This window comes from Blautia sp. MSK20_18, from assembly GCF_020553125.1.
GTDB lineage: Bacteria > Bacillota > Clostridia > Lachnospirales > Lachnospiraceae > Blautia_A > Blautia_A fusiformis.
On sequence record NZ_JAJCGR010000019.1, the window covers coordinates 24326 to 41006 of the forward strand.

18 protein-coding genes are annotated in these 16681 nt (G+C 46.4%); 12 read left to right on the top strand and 6 right to left on the bottom strand.

Features of this window, described 5'->3' with window-relative positions:
• The first annotated feature begins 184 nt into the window (after positions 1–184).
• Together rfbD and LI091_RS11340 are read left to right on the top strand one after the other, a co-directional pair.
• A complete protein-coding gene (gene rfbD / locus LI091_RS11335; protein ID WP_265191178.1) occupies positions 185–1075 on the top strand; it encodes a dTDP-4-dehydrorhamnose reductase in 891 nt (296 codons plus the stop codon).
• 1 nt (position 1076) lies between these two features.
• Complete coding sequence (locus tag LI091_RS11340; protein WP_015526900.1) at positions 1077–2375, top strand: dicarboxylate/amino acid:cation symporter; 1299 nt, start codon at positions 1077–1079, stop codon at positions 2373–2375.
• Positions 2376–2494: 119 nt separating this feature from the next.
• Here LI091_RS11340 and LI091_RS11345 read toward each other — a convergent pair whose 3' ends face one another.
• Positions 2495–3412, bottom strand: a complete 918-nt coding sequence (locus tag LI091_RS11345; RefSeq protein WP_059085331.1) for a LysR family transcriptional regulator — start codon at positions 3410–3412, stop codon at positions 2495–2497.
• Between the two features lie 191 nt (positions 3413–3603).
• On the opposite strand from LI091_RS11345, the gene LI091_RS11350 reads away from it, so the two are divergent.
• Positions 3604–4527: a 4Fe-4S binding protein gene (locus tag LI091_RS11350; RefSeq protein ID WP_021977051.1), complete on the top strand. Its 924-nt coding sequence runs from the start codon at positions 3604–3606 to the stop codon at positions 4525–4527.
• Positions 4528–4722: 195 nt separating this feature from the next.
• On the top strand, positions 4723–6705 hold the full coding sequence (locus tag LI091_RS11355) for a sodium-translocating pyrophosphatase (RefSeq protein ID WP_044961021.1): 1983 nt from the start codon (positions 4723–4725) through the stop codon (positions 6703–6705).
• A 124-nt stretch (positions 6706–6829) separates the two neighbouring features.
• On the opposite strand, the gene LI091_RS11360 is transcribed toward LI091_RS11355, so the two are convergent.
• The 5 genes from LI091_RS11360 to LI091_RS11380 are packed head-to-tail and all read right to left on the bottom strand — an operon-like array spanning position 6830 to position 9809.
• Positions 6830–7456: a stage V sporulation protein AA gene (locus LI091_RS11360; protein WP_265191173.1), complete on the bottom strand. Its 627-nt coding sequence runs from the start codon at positions 7454–7456 to the stop codon at positions 6830–6832.
• Positions 7457–7481: 25 nt separating this feature from the next.
• Positions 7482–7838 carry a SpoVA/SpoVAEb family sporulation membrane protein gene (locus LI091_RS11365; protein WP_059085334.1) on the bottom strand — a complete coding sequence of 119 codons (357 nt, stop codon included), beginning with the start codon at positions 7836–7838 and terminating at the stop codon, positions 7482–7484.
• A 2-nt stretch (positions 7839–7840) separates the two neighbouring features.
• Entirely contained in the window at positions 7841–8896 is a 1056-nt protein-coding gene (locus tag LI091_RS11370) for a stage V sporulation protein AD (protein WP_110103644.1), read from the bottom strand.
• Complete coding sequence (locus LI091_RS11375; protein ID WP_059085336.1) at positions 8893–9351, bottom strand: SpoVA/SpoVAEb family sporulation membrane protein; 459 nt, start codon at positions 9349–9351, stop codon at positions 8893–8895. The genes LI091_RS11370 and LI091_RS11375 overlap by 4 nt, the downstream gene beginning before the upstream one ends.
• A gap of 41 nt (positions 9352–9392) precedes the next feature.
• The gene (locus LI091_RS11380) at positions 9393–9809 is read right to left on the bottom strand and encodes a stage V sporulation protein AB (protein WP_015526908.1); all 417 of its coding nucleotides are present in this window, start codon (positions 9807–9809) and stop codon (positions 9393–9395) included.
• A 191-nt stretch (positions 9810–10000) separates the two neighbouring features.
• Between LI091_RS11380 and LI091_RS11385 the strand changes: the two genes are divergently transcribed.
• The 8 genes from LI091_RS11385 (at position 10001) to rplC (ending at position 16678) form a co-directional block, all read left to right on the top strand.
• The gene (locus LI091_RS11385) at positions 10001–10732 is read left to right on the top strand and encodes a tRNA threonylcarbamoyladenosine dehydratase (protein ID WP_044961026.1); all 732 of its coding nucleotides are present in this window, start codon (positions 10001–10003) and stop codon (positions 10730–10732) included.
• Between the two features lie 117 nt (positions 10733–10849).
• Complete coding sequence (murB, locus tag LI091_RS11390; RefSeq protein WP_265191174.1) at positions 10850–11767, top strand: UDP-N-acetylmuramate dehydrogenase; 918 nt, start codon at positions 10850–10852, stop codon at positions 11765–11767.
• Positions 11768–11954: 187 nt separating this feature from the next.
• Positions 11955–12833: an RNase adapter RapZ gene (gene rapZ, locus LI091_RS11395; RefSeq protein WP_015526911.1), complete on the top strand. Its 879-nt coding sequence runs from the start codon at positions 11955–11957 to the stop codon at positions 12831–12833.
• Positions 12834–12881: 48 nt separating this feature from the next.
• The gene (whiA, locus tag LI091_RS11400; protein ID WP_114002455.1) at positions 12882–13838 is read left to right on the top strand and encodes a DNA-binding protein WhiA; all 957 of its coding nucleotides are present in this window, start codon (positions 12882–12884) and stop codon (positions 13836–13838) included.
• The gene (locus LI091_RS11405) at positions 13835–14089 is read left to right on the top strand and encodes an HPr family phosphocarrier protein (RefSeq protein WP_015526913.1); all 255 of its coding nucleotides are present in this window, start codon (positions 13835–13837) and stop codon (positions 14087–14089) included. The genes whiA and LI091_RS11405 overlap by 4 nt, the downstream gene beginning before the upstream one ends.
• A gap of 144 nt (positions 14090–14233) precedes the next feature.
• On the top strand, positions 14234–15313 hold the full coding sequence (locus LI091_RS11410; RefSeq protein WP_022427085.1) for a hypothetical protein: 1080 nt from the start codon (positions 14234–14236) through the stop codon (positions 15311–15313).
• A 349-nt stretch (positions 15314–15662) separates the two neighbouring features.
• On the top strand, positions 15663–15980 hold the full coding sequence (gene rpsJ / locus LI091_RS11415; protein WP_015526916.1) for a 30S ribosomal protein S10: 318 nt from the start codon (positions 15663–15665) through the stop codon (positions 15978–15980).
• A 65-nt stretch (positions 15981–16045) separates the two neighbouring features.
• Positions 16046–16678, top strand: a complete 633-nt coding sequence (gene rplC / locus LI091_RS11420; RefSeq protein ID WP_015526917.1) for a 50S ribosomal protein L3 — start codon at positions 16046–16048, stop codon at positions 16676–16678.
• Positions 16679–16681 lie beyond the last annotated feature (3 nt).

Here is a 16681-nt window from a genome sequence, read left to right on the forward strand (position 1 = left end):
ATTTCTGTAAATTCTGTTCACAAAAACATCTTGAGGAAATACTGCCGGTGGGCAGTAACATCAGCAGCAGGAACCTTATGGAAACAGGGGCTTTTTTCTTGACAGCTTTTTGTGATATTGATAAAATATATTTCAGTATATAGGTTAAAGGGGCATTGGTTTTGATCTAAATCGATGTCTCTTTATTTATGTATCACACACATTATACCAGGGAGGTAGAAAGATGTTAAAAGTATGGATCGCAGGTGCCAACGGACAGATCGGACGGGCACTGAATGATGTTCTGGATCCAATGCAGATCGAGACTCTGAACACAGATCTTGATGAGCTGGATATCACAGACACAGATGAAGTGATCAACTTCGGTTCCATTAACCGTCCGGATGTGATCATCAACTGCACCGGTATCACAGATACCGATGAGTGTGAGAAGAATCCGGAACATGCATACCGTGTCAACGCACTGGGAGCAAGAAACTTAAGCATCGTGGCAAGAAAATGCGGGGCAAAGATCGTCCAGCTTTCCACAGATGATGTTTTCGACGGAAAGAGCAAAAAACCGTATACAGAGTTTGACGATACCAATCCGCTGACTGTTTACGGCCGTTCCAAGAGAGCCGGAGAGAACTATGTAAAAGAGTTTACACACAAACATTTCATTATCCGAAGCAACTGGGTATACGGAAAAGGCGGAAACAATTTTGTAAACCGTGTGCTGGAGACAGCAGAAAAAGGCCAGGCGCTTTCCGTTGCTTCGGATCAGTTCGGATCACCGACCAGCGCCAAGGATCTGGCAAGAATGATCCTGTATCTTATCGATACCAACGAATATGGAACTTATCACGTAACCTGCAGCGGTGTATGCAACCGTTATGAGTTTGCAACCGAGATCCTTCGCCTTGCAGGAAAGGAGATCGAACTGAGATCCGTGCCGACAGAGCAGTCAGATCTTTCTTCTGTCAGACCGCCATATGCCGTCCTTGATAATTTTATCCTCCGTATTATTGAAGTGTATGACATGCCGGACTGGAAAGCATCGCTGAAAGAATATATGGATGAAAGAGCGGAGGACTAGAATGAAAGAGAAAAATATAAAAGAGAAAACACAGCAGAAAAAGAAAATGGGCCTTACCACGAAGATCTTTGTGGCGCTGATCGCAGGTGCGATACTGGGAATCATTCTCTGTTACCTGGTTCCTGACAGCAGCTTCAAGAAAGATGTGATCGTGGAGGGAATCCTTTATGTGATCGGACAGGGATTTATCCGTCTGATGAAAATGCTGGTTGTACCGTTGGTATTCTGTTCCCTTGTCTGCGGAAGTATGTCCATCGGTGATACCAAGAAGCTTGGAACCGTAGGTGTGAGAACACTGGTATTTTATCTGGCGACTACAGCTCTGGCTGTTTCGGTTGCTCTGACGGTAGGTAATCTGATCAATCCGGGTGTGGGACTTGATATGAGCTCTATTCAGTCCTCCGCTTCCTCTGTGGAGACTATGGAGGCTACCTCTCTTACGGATACCATCCTGAATATCATTCCGGACAATCCGATCAATTCCCTGGCAAGCGGAACCATGCTTCAGGTTATCGTATTTGCCCTGATCGTGGGTGTGATCCTTGCGAAAATGGGAGAGCGCGCAGAGACAGTAGCGAACTTTTTCAGCCAGTTCAATGACATCATGATGGAGATGACCATGATGATCATGGCACTTGCACCGATCGGTGTATTCTGCCTTATCAGCAGAACCTTTGCAAACATCGGTTTCAGCGCGTTTATCCCGCTGGCAAAATATATGATCGGTGTTCTCCTTGCATTGGCGATCCAGTGCTTCGGCGTATACCAGATCCTGCTGAAGATCTTCACAGGACTGAATCCGATAAAATTCATCAAGAAATTTTTCCCGGTTATGGCATTTGCATTCTCAACAGCTACATCCAATGCCACGATCCCGATGTCAATTGATACCCTGTCCAAAAAAGTGGGTGTTTCCAAGAAGATTTCTTCATTCACCATTCCTCTTGGAGCTACCATCAACATGGACGGTACCTCTATCATGCAGGGTGTTGCCGTAGTATTTGCGGCACAGGCCTTCGGTATCCACTTAAGTCCGATGGATTATGTGACAGTTATCGGAACTGCAACCCTTGCTTCCGTAGGAACTGCCGGTGTACCAAGTGTTGGTCTTGTTACTCTGACCATGGTATTTAACTCTGTAGGACTTCCGGTTGAGGCAATTGGTCTGATCATGGGTATTGACCGTATCCTGGATATGACCAGAACAGCGGTTAACATTACCGGTGATGCAGTCTGCACAACCATCGTTGCACACCAGAACGGTGCACTGGATAAAAACGTGTTCAACGAATCAAACTAAATATCCGGTTCAAAAAAAGATCCGACCCTGTCGGGTGAGAAAAAAACGAAAAACGGCTGTACATATCGTAAGAGCGATATGTGCGGCCGTTTTTTTACTGGATCAGGTAAGTCCCCTGCTTATTCCTGTTCCAGAACACCCATGACAGAGGGTAGTTCCAGCTGCTGATAGGTGTGAAGGATCTTTTCCAGCTCAAAGATAGCAGGGGTAAGAAACTTATTCTTGTGATAGACCAGCTTGAATTTCCGGTTCCATTCCCCTGCTTCGTTGCAGAAGACCCGGACTGAACGGTGACGGATCTCATGATGCATAAGACGGATGGACATAACAGAGAGCATCTGGTTATACAGCACTGCGTTCAGCAGTGCCCGCGGACTGTTGGCTTCCCAGGCAGTTCGGATCTTCAGATCATGGCGAAGGGTGTAATCCTCAAAAAGCTGTCTGGTACCGCTTCCATATTCCCGGACTGCAAATTTCTGGTTGTTCAGCTCCTGGACATGGATGCGTCCTCTGCGGTAAAACGGATGCTTTTTTCCGGCGGCAAGGACCAGACAGTCGTCGATGATGGGAAGAACGACAAGGTCCGGGGAATGAATCTCACCTTCTACCACAGCAGCGTCCAGCTCAGAACGCAGAAGCTTCTGTTCGATATTTTGCGTGTTGGTGACAAAGGAGTAAACGTCAAGGTCCGGGATTTTTTTCTGCAGATCCAGGATAATGGATGGGGTCAGGCAGGTTCCCACAGTGAGGGTGGAGCCAAGCTTCAGGGTGGAAGACTGTCCCTGGTTCTGCATCAGCTCTTCCAGCTGCTGAAACTGGCGGATCATTTCACGGGCATGGGGAAGAAGAAGCTTTCCCCGTTCTGTGAGATAAAGCTTTTTTCCAAGACGTTCAAAGAGAAGGCCGTTATAATGAGCTTCCAGCTCACGGATGGCCTGACTGACTGTTGGCTGGGAAAGATAAAGATGTTTGGCAGCAGCACTCATGGAGCCCTGTTCCGCAACGGCCGCAAAAACAGTGAGATGGCGGATGGTCATATGGAATCTCCTTTTATTGTAAATTGGTATATAGGTAAAACCTATCATTTTTATAAAATAATATCATTTCTCAAATACATCTTCAAGTGGTATAGTAGGAAGTACGTGAAAACGATTTCAACATTGCAAAATACAGGGCAACGATACCATGGGAAAGTATCGGAATACCGGTGAGACCAGGAGGAGGAAATATGTCAGCATTAACTGTAAGCAAAGAGGAAGAGAAAAGACTGAAGGGGCAGGGTTTTTTAAATAACCGGGGAACCGATGAATTTTCTGCACGGGTGATCACTGTAAACGGAAAGGTGACAGCGGCACAGCACAGATGTATGGCGGAAGCAGCAGAGAAATTCGGCAACGGAAATCTTACCTACACGACCAGGCTCTCCGTGGAGATCCAGGGAATCCCCTATGAAAAGATCGAAGAGTTTCAGGAATTTATTGCGAAGGAAGGTCTGGAGACAGGAGGAACAGGAGCAAAGGTCCGACCGGTAGTATCCTGCAAGGGAACCACCTGTCAGTATGGACTTCTGGATTCCTATGCAATTTCAGAAGAGATTTTCCGGAGATTCTATAAAGGCTACCGTCAGGTTGCACTGCCGCATAAATTTAAGATCGCAGTAGGCGGATGCCCGAATAACTGTGTGAAACCAAATCTGAATGATGTGGGGATCATCGGACAGAGGATCCCGCACTTTGACAGCGAGGCATGCAAGGGCTGCAAAAAATGTGCCATTGAAGCTGCATGTCCAAACAAAGTGGCGAAAGTCGTTGACGGGAAACTGCACATTGATGAGGAGCTTTGCAGACACTGCGGAAGGTGTGTGGGAAAATGTCCATTCCATTCCATCCCGGACGGTACCTACGGATTCAAGATCTATATCGGTGGACGCTGGGGAAAGAAAATTTCTCATGGAAAGGCCCTGAACCGGATCTTTACGTCAGAGGAAGAGGCACTGGATGTTATTGAGAAGGCAATCCTGCTTTTTAAGGACCAGGGATTAAAGGGAGAACGTTTTGCCGAGACTATAGAACGAATTGGATTCGAAAATGCAGAAAAACAATTATTGGAAAAAAATCTTCTGGAAAGAAAAATGGAAATTTTGTCCAAATAGAGATATAAAAAACTTCCTATTATATAAGCTGTCTGAAACTGAAAAAATGCGAGCAATAATATAAAAAATTTTTATCCCATTTATATAAATTTTTATTATATCACAATATTAACAAAAAACTAAGTGAAAATTCTATTTGAAATATGCAAAATAATGTGATAAAGTATTAACAATACATGAACGGAGGTAAAAAGAGTGGAAAACTACATGTATTTGGTGCCGGTGGCAGCAGTACTGGCACTTCTGTTCGCAGCATACCTTGCAGCGAAGGTCAGCAAGCAGGATGCAGGAACAGACAGAATGAAGGAGATCGCAGGTGCGATCGCAGAAGGTGCCCGCGCCTTCTTAACAGCAGAGTACAAGATCCTGGTTATTTTTGTAGCCGTACTTTTTGTACTGATCGGAATCGGAGTTGGAAGCTGGGTAACAGCAATCTGCTTCGTAGTAGGTGCTCTGTTTTCAACAATCGCAGGATACTGCGGTATGACCGTTGCAACAAAGGCTAATGTAAGAACAGCAAATGCAGCAAAAGAGGGAGGAATGAACAAGGCTCTTTCCATTGCATTCTCCGGCGGTGCTGTTATGGGTATGTGTGTTGCAGGTCTTGGTGCATTGGGTGTCAGCGTTGTGTATATCATCACAAAGAACGTTGACGTACTTTCTGGATTCAGCCTTGGTGCTTCTTCCATCGCACTGTTTGCACGTGTTGGTGGTGGAATCTATACAAAGGCAGCTGACGTAGGAGCTGACCTTGTAGGTAAGGTTGAGGCAGGAATCCCGGAGGATGACCCTCGTAACCCGGCTGTTATCGCGGATAACGTAGGTGATAACGTAGGTGATGTTGCCGGTATGGGTGCAGACCTTTTTGAGTCCTATGTAGGATCTCTGGTATCTGCTCTTACACTTGGTGCGGTAGCCGGAGCAGTTTCCGGTGTTCTCTATCCGCTGGCTATTGCAGGCTGTGGACTGATCGCATCCATCATTGCAACATTCTTTGTAAAAGGTGATGATAATTCCAATCCGCAGAAAGCCCTCACAAGAGGAAGCTATGTATCTGCAGCACTTGTTATCATTGTGTCCCTGATCCTCAGCAAGACTCTCTTCGGAGACATGAAGGCAGCCATCGCTGTGATCGCAGGTCTTGTTGTCGGTGTCATCATCGGAAACATTACAGAGTATTACACATCTGCAGATTATAAACCGGTTCAGGGAATCGGCGAGCAGTCTGAGACAGGTGCAGCTACAACTATCATCAGTGGTATCGCAGTAGGTATGAAATCTACAGCATTCCCGATCCTGCTGATCTGTGTTGGTATTTTTGTAGCATACGGTGTGGATGGATTATACGGAATCGCTCTTGCAGCAGTTGGTATGCTTTCCACAACAGGAATCACAGTTGCCGTTGACGCGTATGGACCCATCGCTGACAATGCCGGTGGTATTGCAGAGATGTCAGGTCTGGATGAGTCAGTTCGTGAGATCACAGATAAGCTTGATTCTGTAGGTAACACAACAGCAGCTATGGGTAAAGGCTTCGCGATCGGTTCCGCAGCTCTTACAGCGCTTGCTCTGTTTGTATCTTATGCGAATGCAGTAAATCTGGATGCGATCAATATCCTTGCTCCTCGTGTTACGATCGGTATCTTTATCGGTGGTATGCTTACATTCCTCTTCTCGGCCTTCACAATGGAATCCGTTTCCAAGGCTGCTTACAAGATGATCGAGGAAGTAAGACGCCAGTTCCGTGAGAAACCGGGTATCATGAAGGGTACCGAGAAACCGGATTACAAATCATGCGTTGCGATCTCCACAACAGCAGCTCTTCACGAAATGATGCTTCCTGGAATCATGGCGGTCGTTGTTCCGGTTATCGTAGGTGTTGTTCTTGGCGTTGAGGCTCTTGGAGGACTTCTTTCCGGTGCTCTTGTAACAGGTGTACTGATGGCGATCTTCATGTCCAACGCAGGTGGTGCATGGGATAATGCAAAAAAATACATCGAGACAGGTCATCATGGCGGAAAAGGCAGCGAGGCGCACAAAGCAGCCGTTGTCGGCGATACAGTCGGCGATCCGTTCAAAGATACATCAGGGCCGTCCATTAACATCCTGATCAAGCTTATGACTATTGTATCACTGGTATTTGCTCCTCTGTTCTTATCCATCGGAGGACTTCTGTAAATATTATTTCAGAAAAAAAGTAAACCCATATTATATAAAAAAAAGCTCTTTGCAGAGAAATCTGCAGGGAGCTTTTTTTGTGCGACAGGCGGCGGAATTGTACGGGTATGAGAGTGTGCTCTGGTTATAATTCAGTTTCTGGATTTTCTGTTCGTGCAGCCTGTTCGATCAGTGTCCGGTTTACATCATCCTCATAGGTCCGCATCTGCACCTGCATAGGTGTGGGATCATCGCTTAGCTTCAGATGCCCGAAATGATTAAAGAAGATCAGTACGCCGAGGCCGATCCCGATGGAGTAGGAAATCTCCAGGATGGTAAAGCCGGAGGAACTTTTTCCCGTAACAAGAGTGTAAAACTGGCTAAAAAGGCTACCCATATCTACGTCATTATTAAAGGTCATAATGGAAAAAGCGGCGCCGAAAAAGGAAACCAGGCATACAAAAAGGATTTTTACATACCGGAAAATTTTCCCTGTGGCAGAGCTGATGCGGTAGGTGATGATAAAATCCGTTTCCCCGATGGGAGAAATATCAATGGAGGGTTCCAGCTTCTGGATCTTTTTCAGAAGATCCGAGACAGACATCACATAGCGTCCGGGCTTTTTCGCATCCAGAACGATCACAGGCATGACCCGCAGACGATTGAGGATTTTGGGGTCACTCATGGAAAGTGCAGCAATATCCTGAAGATATACATGTGGGTTGGTGACTTCAATGTTCTGATCCAGCTGCAGATAAAGAGTATCACTCATGAGAAAAAACTCCTTTCCCGGAATATTATTTTTTCATTTTTGGACGGAAGAAGAGACTGGCCAGATAAGAGAAGATCAGGGCGGAGGAAACTCCGGCAGCACAGGCAGTGAAGCCTCCTGTAAAAAGCCCAAGGATGCCGTCTTCTTCAATGGCTTTTTTCATACCCTCCCATAATACATGTCCGAAACCGATCAGCGGGACGGAGGCCCCGGCACCTGCAAAATCCACCAGCGGCCGGTAGACGCCAACGGCACTTAACAGGGCGCCGCTGCATACCAGAAGTACCATCACACGGCCAGGCATCAGCTTTGTCTTGTCCAGAAGGATCTGGATCAGGGCACAGACAAGGCCGCCGAACCAGAATGCGTTAAAGTAATCCATGCTCATACCTCCATATGCTCGATGACAACTCCGTGGGCAATACCCGGAATACTGTCACCTTCATTAAAGCTTACTTTGGAAAGAAGCGCTCCTGTTGGTACAAAAAGGATCCGCTTCCATTCTCCGGATACAATCTTCGGAAGGATGTAGGAGGCAAGGACTACAGCAGAACAGCCGCAGCCGCTTCCTCCTGCGTGGGTGTCCTGAGAAGGATCGTCATAGATCAGGATACCGCAGTCTTTATGAATGGGAGAAAGCCGGATATTTTGTTCCTCCAGAAGATCCAGGAGGATTTTCTGCCCGATGATCCCCAGATCCCCGGTAAAGACGGCATCATAATCCGAAGGCGTCCGCCCGAAATCCGAAAAGCTTCGTGCAATGGTATCGCAGGCTGCAGGAGCCATACAGCCTCCCATGTTCATGGAATCCCTGAGACCGTAATCCATCACACGGCCGGCAGTAAGGCCGGTGATAGCAGCACAGCCTTTGCCGGAGCGCAGAGGAGCTTTTTCTCCGGGAGGAGATGTACTTAGGATACAGGCACCGCTTCCGGTTACTGTCCAGGTGGCAGAAAACGGCCGCTGGTTTCCGTATCCCAGAGGAAAACGAAATTCTTTTTCCGCACTTGCGAAATGGCTGGAGGTGGCACATAAGACCCGTGTGCCGAATCCGGCGGTCAGAGCAAGGGAACCGAGAGAAAGTGCTTCCCCTATGGTGGAGCAGGCGCCGTAAAGACCGTAAAAGGGAATTCCAAGTCCAGCGGAGCCGAAACAGGTGGCTGATGTCTGAGCGAGAAGATCTCCGGCGAACATCAGATGGATATCTTCGGAGCTCAGTCCGGCTTTGCTTATGGCCTGAGTGGCAGTTTCTTTCTGCAGTGTGCTTTCCGCAGATTCCCAGGTGTCACAGCCAAACATGGGATCTTCACAGACCAGGTCAAAAAGATCTCCAAGAGGACCGTCCGCCTCTTTCTGACTGACGATGGATGCGGCGCTTTCGATATACAAAGGCTGTGAAAATGCAATGCTGGCTGCGCCAAGTCTGAGATTTTTGCTCATGATATCACCTCCAGGATCTTTAGGATATAATAGATCACACCCAGTCCCCAGGCGCTTAAGATGCCGTAGAGGATCACAGGACCTGCAATAGTAAAGATCTTGCACCCTATGCCGAAAACCTGTCCTTCTGCCCGGAACTCAATGGCGGATGCAGCCACTGAGTTGGCGAATCCGGTAATGGGAACAAGACTTCCTGCACCGCCGAATTTGCCGATTTTGGGATAAATACCAAAGCCCGTGAGAAGGACGCTTAAGAGAATGAGAAGGACAGAACACCAGGTTCTGGAATCGGAAGCATCTGCACCGAGAGCCTGTGCTGTGTTTAAGATAACCTGTCCAAGAAGACAGATCAGTCCGCCCGTGAGAAAAGCTTTTGCCATATTCAGCGGCAGACTGTGGGTGGGAGTAAGCTGCTTGACATATTGTTCATATTTTTTTTCGTTGATATTTTGCATATGGAAAATCCTTTCGTGAGATGGTAGAGTGACAGTAAGAATTACATCCAGCTCATGGCATAATAAAACAGGGAGCCCAGGGCTTTTCCGGCAGCAATGGAAATTATTACCGGAGAAAGCCCCTGAGAGAGCTTCAGCCGTCTGGCAAAGACGGGAAAGACTTTTGCGATCTCTGCCAGTGCAAGGATCCAGCCGCCCAGGAAAATTCCGAAAAATACTCCGCAGACAGCCAGGAAAAAAGGTCCCAGCGGAATTCTGATCGGAAACAGGGTGACGACGGTTCCGGCAACTGTTCCCAGAAGTGTCAGATCTTCATAAAGAAAAATCTGGTCAGCTGTATGCGTGATACCTGCATAGCGGGGAACAATGGAAAGGCCGATCAGCAGTCCGGAGACACCTCCTGCAACGATGATCCCGGCACAGAAACCGATAAAGCACAGAATCAGCTGTTGAAGCATGGACAGAACCTCCTTGTGGGATTGTATGGGAATAGTATGAGAAAATGTAAATTTTTTATGCGAAAATCTTAAAAAACAAGAATATCTGTACATTTACGGACAGAGATAGTATAATAAAAAGGAATATAGACAGCGGCGGACAGGCGCTGTCTTTCTCAATCAAAAGAAAAAACAGTGTCAGGAGGACGGATATGCAGGATGCTTTTTCACGTATGGAATTGCTCGTTGGAAATACAGGTGTAAAAAAACTCAGCAGGGCGAAAATTGCAGTATTCGGTCTTGGCGGAGCCGGATCACAGGTGGCAGAGTCACTTGCGCGCTGCGGTGTGGGGAGTCTGACACTGATCGATCATGAAAAGATCACATTGACGAATATCGGAAGCCAGGTGCTGGCACTTCATTCTACTCTGGGAATGAGCAAGGTAGAGGCGGCCAAGAAGAGAATCCGGGATATTGATGAGAATATTTTGGTGCATACCTACGAAACCTTTTATAATGAGGAGACTGCGGGAATGTTTGAATTGCGTTCCTTTGATTATATTGTGGATACAATGGGAACACTGTCGTCAAAACTGCTTCTGATCAGCAGAGCAAGGGAGGGACGTGTGCCTGTGATCTCCTGCCTGGACATCGGGGACAAGATAGACCCGTCTAGACTTGAGGTTGCGGATATCAGCAGGACCACAGTATGCCCGGCGGCCAGGATCATAAAAAAAGAACTGCGTAAACAGGGAATACGTAAACTCAAAGTACTGTATTCCAGAGAACAACCGGCAAAAGAAAAGCTTTTCAGACGGAGAAGAACTATGGTGAAGAAGCCTGCCGAAGGAAATATTTCCTTTGTGACAGGGACTGCGGGATATCTGCTGGCGGGAGAAGTTGTGCGGGATATACTGTCAGCCGGAAACGTTTCACACAGCTGACAGCAAATGAGAAATTGAGCGCAGATCACGGACAGATCCAGTTCATGAGCATGAGTCAAGGCGGAACAGTAATGTCTGCTTTACAGAAATAAAACAGAAAGACTGAGGAAATAAAAAGTGAATTCAGAAATCATAAAAAAGTTCTGCGATCTTCTTGGAGAAGAACGTGTTTTTACAGGCGAAGCAATGAGCTGTCATACAACTTTTAAGATCGGAGGTCCGGCGGATTATTTTTTGATGCCGGATAAAGACACAGATGTGGGGCGTATCGTAAAAATCTGTAAAGAAAGTGCGATCCCTTATTTTATCCTCGGAAACGGAAGTAATCTTCTGGTAGGAGACGGCGGTTATCGTGGCGCGGTTATCCAGATCTACAAAAATATGTCTGCCGTTACCGTAGAAGGAACAGAGATCACCGTACAGGCAGGTGCGCTGCTTTCATCGGTGGCAGCAGCAGCAAAAAATGCAGCTCTTACAGGCTTTGAGTTTGCAGGCGGGATCCCGGGAACTATGGGCGGTGCGGTTGTGATGAATGCAGGTGCCTATGGCGGCGAGATGAAGGATGTTCTCACAGAGGTAACTGTGATGGATGAGGAGGGAGAGATCGTTACCCTTCCGGCAGATAAACTGGAATTGGGATATCGTACCAGCATCATCAAAACCGCAGGTTATATCGTGCTGGAAGCAAAGCTACAGCTGAAGGAGGGAAATCCGGAAGTGATCCGTGAGACCATGAAAGATCTGACGATCCGTCGTACCACCAAACAGCCGTTGGAGTATCCCAGTGCTGGAAGTACCTTTAAGAGACCGGAGGGATATTTTGCAGGTAAGCTGATCATGGACAGCGGTCTTGCTGGATATCAGGTAGGTGGTGCACAGGTTTCTGAGAAACACTGTGGCTTTGTGATCAATGCAGGCGGTGCAACTGCCAGGGATGTCCGCACGCTGATGGATAATGTCAGGGATATCGTTTATAAGAAATATGGAGTTACGCTGGAACCGGAGGTGAAGTTCCTGGGTGATTTTGAAGCCTGATGACCATTTCTGGTACATCGTTTTCAAAATAATTATACCACTTACTTGTCTGTGGATCCGATCGCACAGACCTAAAAGCCTCAGCGTAGCCCGGCTTTCAGATACCCAGGATATGAAACAGAGGGAACAGGAATGCGTATGTACGCTTTACAGATAACGGAAGAAGAAATGGAAAGGAAGAGAGACTATGCGTTTTGTGATCGTTACAGGAGTGTCAGGAGCAGGAAAAACAGCTGCACTTAAAATGTTGGAGGATATGGGATATTTCTGCGTGGATAATCTTCCAATCCAGCTTCTGGAAAAATTTGCTTCCCTTCTTCCTGAGATGCAGAGCGAAAATGTTAGAAATGTGGCTCTGGGGATCGATGCCAGAAGCGGAAGTGCCCTTGATGAACTGGAAGTAGTTCTGGACCGTATGAAGCAGACCGGGTATGATTACGAGATCCTGTTTATGGATGCAGAGGATTCTGTCCTTGTAAAACGCTATAAAGAATCCAGAAGAAGCCACCCGCTGGCAAGAGCAGGGAGAGTGGATGAGGGAATCCGCCTGGAACGTGAGAAAACAAAATTTCTCCGGAAACGTGCGGATTATATCATTGATACCAGCCATCTGCTTACCAGGGAGCTTCGCCAGGAAATCGAAAAGATCTTTGTGGATGACAGAGAGTTCAGCAATATCATGATCTCTGTGCTTTCCTTCGGCTTTAAGTATGGAATCCCGGCAGATGCAGATCTTGTGTTTGATGTGCGATTTCTTCCCAATCCCTATTATGTGGATGAACTGCGTCCTCTGACAGGCCTTGACGATGAAGTGTTCAATTATGTGATGGCCAGTGATACGGCGAAAGCCTTCGCGGACAAACTGGAGGATATGATCCGTTTTCTGATCCCTAACTACATTAAAGAAGGGAAAACAAGCCTTGTGATCGGTATCGGATGTACAGGGGGAAAACATCGTTCTGTTACTATTGCCAGAGAACTTTTTTCCAGGCTTTCCAAATCGGATGAATACGGCATCCGCCTGGAGCACAGGGATGCGGAGAAGGACAGACTTCTGAAAAAATAACTGCCGCGATGAAAAGGGTGGCAGGGAAACAGTAAAAGAGGGTTCGGGATGTCATTTTCAGGAAAAGTCAAAGAAGAACTTGCAGGACAGCTTAGTCTGGCCAGGCACTGTCAGGTGGCAGAACTGGCGGCACTGCTCTGCGGCTGCGGCCGTGTGGAAAAAATGTCGGATGGAAACAGAAAACTATGGATCCAGACAGAAAATGAAGCAGTTGCAAGAAAAAGCTTTACATTATTGCGAAAAACCTTTAATATAGAGACAGCGATTGTTATCCGGGAAGGATCTCATCTCAAACGGGGTAAGGTATATCTTGTTGAGGTTACGGATCCTGCCAGAACAGAGGAAGTACTGCAGGGGACAAAGCTTTCTGTGGATAACGAAACCGGTTTACTTGAAATGGATAATTCGCTTGTGGTTCAGATGAACTGTTGCAAGCGGGCATTTATTCGCGGTACTTTTTTGTCGTCCGGTTCGATCAGTGATCCAGAGAAAGGGTATCATTTTGAGATCGTGTGTCCGGACAGCAGGAAAGCAGAACAATTACAGGGGATTATCCGCAGCTTTCACGTAGAAGCTAAAATCGTGGTGCGCAAGAAATCATATGTGGTCTATGTGAAGGAGGGCGCACAGATCGTTGACATGCTGGCAGTCATGGAAGCGAACGTAGCCCTTATGGATCTGGAGAACATCCGGATACTTAAGGAAATGCGTAACACGGTAAACCGCAAGGTGAACTGTGAGGCTGCGAATATCAATAAAACGGTAAATGCGGCAGTGAGACAGGTGGAAGATATACAGCTGATCAGCAAAACTATCGGCTTTGAGAGTTTAAGCGATGGACTGGCACAGATAGCCAGGCTGAGACTGCAGTATCCGGATGCCACACTGAAAGAATTAGGTATGATGTTGAATCCGCAGGTGGGCAAATCAGGTGTGAATCACCGGCTTCGCAAGCTGAGTGAGATCGCAGATGAGCTGCGGGAGAACAAGGAGGAGCTATTATGATTAAAAAACCAATCACTATCAACTTATCCACTGGACTGGAAGCAAGACCTGTAGCACAGCTTGTTCAGGTGGCAAGCCAGTTTAACAGTGAAATTTATGTTGAGATTGGCAAAAAAAGAGTCAATGCAAAGAGCATTATGGGAATGATGACCCTGGGACTTGACGCTGGAGAAGAGATTACACTGTCTGCCAACGGTGATGATGAGAATGCAGCGATGGAGAGCATTGAACAGTATTTAAGCAACCAGTAATCAATTGGGACAGAGCAGTCCGCGGGAAGGGTAGATTCCTGCGGATGTGGAATATAAAGGGATACAGACGGAAAGGAAGACCGATTCCCGCTGTATCCCTTTCCGCTTCAAAGTACCTACAAATATGAAAGAGGAAGATTACCTATGTCAAAAGTATTGAAATTTATCGTACATTTTGTTGTGATATGCACACTGATCTGTGTACTGGGACTTGTTCTTCCGCCGTTCTTCGGGGTGAGAACAGTGATCGTGGATAAATCCGATAAGGCAACGAACCTCCCAGTCGGATCTGTTACATATGCGATCCCGGAGAAGAGTTCTGCGATCAGCGCAGGTACTCCAATCCTTGTACAGAAAGATTCCGAGACATATAAATATACGATCACCAATCTCGATGCCTCCAAGGGAACCGGAACAGTAACAGATCAGTCCGTTTCCGGAGGAAAGACTTTTACCATTAAGGTTGGAGATTATGTTCCGAAAGTTGTAGTTACCATTGGCTATGTGGGATATCTTATGGTGGCTACAGAAAGTATTGAAGGCCTGATCATTCTTGGTCTGGTCGTATTGTTCCTGATCATCCTGTATGTGATCGCAGAGCTCTGGAAGAAAGAGCCGGATGATATTGAGGAAGATGTGAACGATCCGGAACCGGGTTATGTGAAGTCCAGGAAAGAACTGAAGCAGGAAGAAAAAGCACGTGCCAGAAGAATGAAGGAAGAAGAAAAAGAGATCATTCAGGAAGAAAAGGCACGAAAACACAAAAATAAAAAAGCAGATAAGCGTAAGGTCCGTACGGGCGGTTTCGTAGATGAGATTGACGAAGAGGATGTTACAGGCTATTCGGAGAATAAAAAGAAGGCTGCCATACAGCAGACTGCACAGACTGCCGCAAGTGAAGCTCATGCGGAACTTAAGAAAGAGATTGCAGCAGCCACTTCAGAAGAAGCAGATATGCTTTCCAGACTGGAAATGGCAGAACGTACGGTTGAAGAAAACAGAAAGCCGCATCCGGCCGGAAAGGTCGAAGAGGTTCCGGAAGAGGAAGAGGAGCCGGTTACCATTGGAAGCCTTGCGATGCCGTCTTATTCCGCAGCGCAGCTTGCAAGCCGCGTAAAGAAGGCCGGTGATGCACCGGATATCGTTAAGGATGACATCACGAAGGTTACACTGTTTGATTACTCGGATATCATCAGTGGTGATGTGGACGATATGGAAGAATAAAATAAGTACCTATTATATAAGAAGAAAATGGTTCAGAAATGAGCCATTTTCTTCTTTTTTAAAAAAAATCAAAAAAATTTAAAAAAAGGCTTGCATTCTGAAGAATCATCGTATATACTAATCCTTGCTGTGACATTGATAGCTATGAAGCGCGAGGTTGCTGCCACACTGGCAGGTTTTCCGTGGAGCGAATGTCAAGTTAGGAAACTGACGACAAGTCACTGTACAAAGTTCAATAACCATCTTGGAATGGGACGTGTGTGCAAATATACCATGACACACACGGAGATGTGTACAGTCGCCGCTTGTCGTACTGCTATATAAGTACGAATAGGAGGAGACTTTTTTTATGGCAAATCAGGTAATGAGAATCACATTAAAGGCATATGATCATCAGCTCGTTGATGCATCTGCAGCAAAGATCATCGAGACAGTAAAGAAGAACGGAGCAATGGTAAGTGGACCGGTTCCGCTTCCTACTAAGAAAGAGGTTGTTACAATCTTAAGAGCTGTTCATAAATACAAAGATTCCAGAGAGCAGTTTGAGCAGAGAACACATAAGAGACTTATCGATATCCTGACACCAACTCAGAAAACAGTAGATGCACTTTCCAGACTGGAAATGCCGGCTGGTGTTCACATCGATATCAAGATGAAAAACCGCTAATAATGTCATTTGACATTAACTATATGATTACCGAATGGTAATCCGCTATAAGGAGGAAGAAAGAAATGAAGAAAGCTATTTTAGCTACTAAAGTCGGAATGACTCAGATCTTCAATGAAGATGGAATGTTAATTCCGGTAACTGTTTTACAGGCAGGTCCTTGCGTTGTAACTCAGGTTAAAACTGAGGAGAACGATGGATACACATCAGTTCAGGTTGGCTTCGGCGAGATCAGAGAGAAACTGGTCAACAAACCGGAGAAAGGCCACTTTGACAAAGCTGGTGTAGCTGTAAAGAGATTTGTAAAAGAGTTCAGATTTGACAATGCCGGCGAGTATGAGGTTGGACAGGAGATCAAGGCTGATATCTTTGCGGCAGGAGATCATATCGATGCTACTGCAGTTTCCAAAGGTAAAGGCTTCCAGGGCGCCATCAAGAGACATGGCCAGTCCAGAGGACCTATGGCTCACGGTTCTAAATATCATCGTCATGCAGGTTCCAACGGCGCTTGCTCCGATCCGAGCAAGGTTTTCAAAGGAAAACATATGCCAGGTCACATGGGACATGTTCAGGTAACTGTTCAGAATCTTGAGATCGTACGTGTAGATACAGAAAATAACTTACTGTTAGTTAAGGGTGCTGTTCCAGGACCTAAGAAATCTTTGGTTACAATCAAAGAGACAGTAAAGTCCTTATAATAG

Excerpts from the sequence above, each read along its gene's own strand:
- LI091_RS11340 (WP_015526900.1), top strand. The coding sequence starts at position 1,077 with ATGAAAGAGAAAAATATAAAAGAGAAAACACAGCAGAAAAAGAAAATG.
- LI091_RS11345 (WP_059085331.1), bottom strand. The coding sequence starts at position 3,412 with ATGACCATCCGCCATCTCACTGTTTTTGCGGCCGTTGCGGAACAGGGC.
- LI091_RS11350 (WP_021977051.1), top strand. The coding sequence starts at position 3,604 with ATGTCAGCATTAACTGTAAGCAAAGAGGAAGAGAAAAGACTGAAGGGG.
- LI091_RS11360 (WP_265191173.1), bottom strand. The coding sequence starts at position 7,456 with ATGAGTGATACTCTTTATCTGCAGCTGGATCAGAACATTGAAGTCACC.
- LI091_RS11365 (WP_059085334.1), bottom strand. The coding sequence starts at position 7,838 with ATGGATTACTTTAACGCATTCTGGTTCGGCGGCCTTGTCTGTGCCCTG.
- LI091_RS11370 (WP_110103644.1), bottom strand. The coding sequence starts at position 8,896 with ATGAGCAAAAATCTCAGACTTGGCGCAGCCAGCATTGCATTTTCACAG.
- LI091_RS11375 (WP_059085336.1), bottom strand. The coding sequence starts at position 9,351 with ATGCAAAATATCAACGAAAAAAAATATGAACAATATGTCAAGCAGCTT.
- LI091_RS11380 (WP_015526908.1), bottom strand. The coding sequence starts at position 9,809 with ATGCTTCAACAGCTGATTCTGTGCTTTATCGGTTTCTGTGCCGGGATC.
- LI091_RS11385 (WP_044961026.1), top strand. The coding sequence starts at position 10,001 with ATGCAGGATGCTTTTTCACGTATGGAATTGCTCGTTGGAAATACAGGT.
- rapZ (WP_015526911.1), top strand. The coding sequence starts at position 11,955 with ATGCGTTTTGTGATCGTTACAGGAGTGTCAGGAGCAGGAAAAACAGCT.
- whiA (WP_114002455.1), top strand. The coding sequence starts at position 12,882 with ATGTCATTTTCAGGAAAAGTCAAAGAAGAACTTGCAGGACAGCTTAGT.
- LI091_RS11405 (WP_015526913.1), top strand. The coding sequence starts at position 13,835 with ATGATTAAAAAACCAATCACTATCAACTTATCCACTGGACTGGAAGCA.
- LI091_RS11410 (WP_022427085.1), top strand. The coding sequence starts at position 14,234 with ATGTCAAAAGTATTGAAATTTATCGTACATTTTGTTGTGATATGCACA.
- rpsJ (WP_015526916.1), top strand. The coding sequence starts at position 15,663 with ATGGCAAATCAGGTAATGAGAATCACATTAAAGGCATATGATCATCAG.
- rplC (WP_015526917.1), top strand. The coding sequence starts at position 16,046 with ATGAAGAAAGCTATTTTAGCTACTAAAGTCGGAATGACTCAGATCTTC.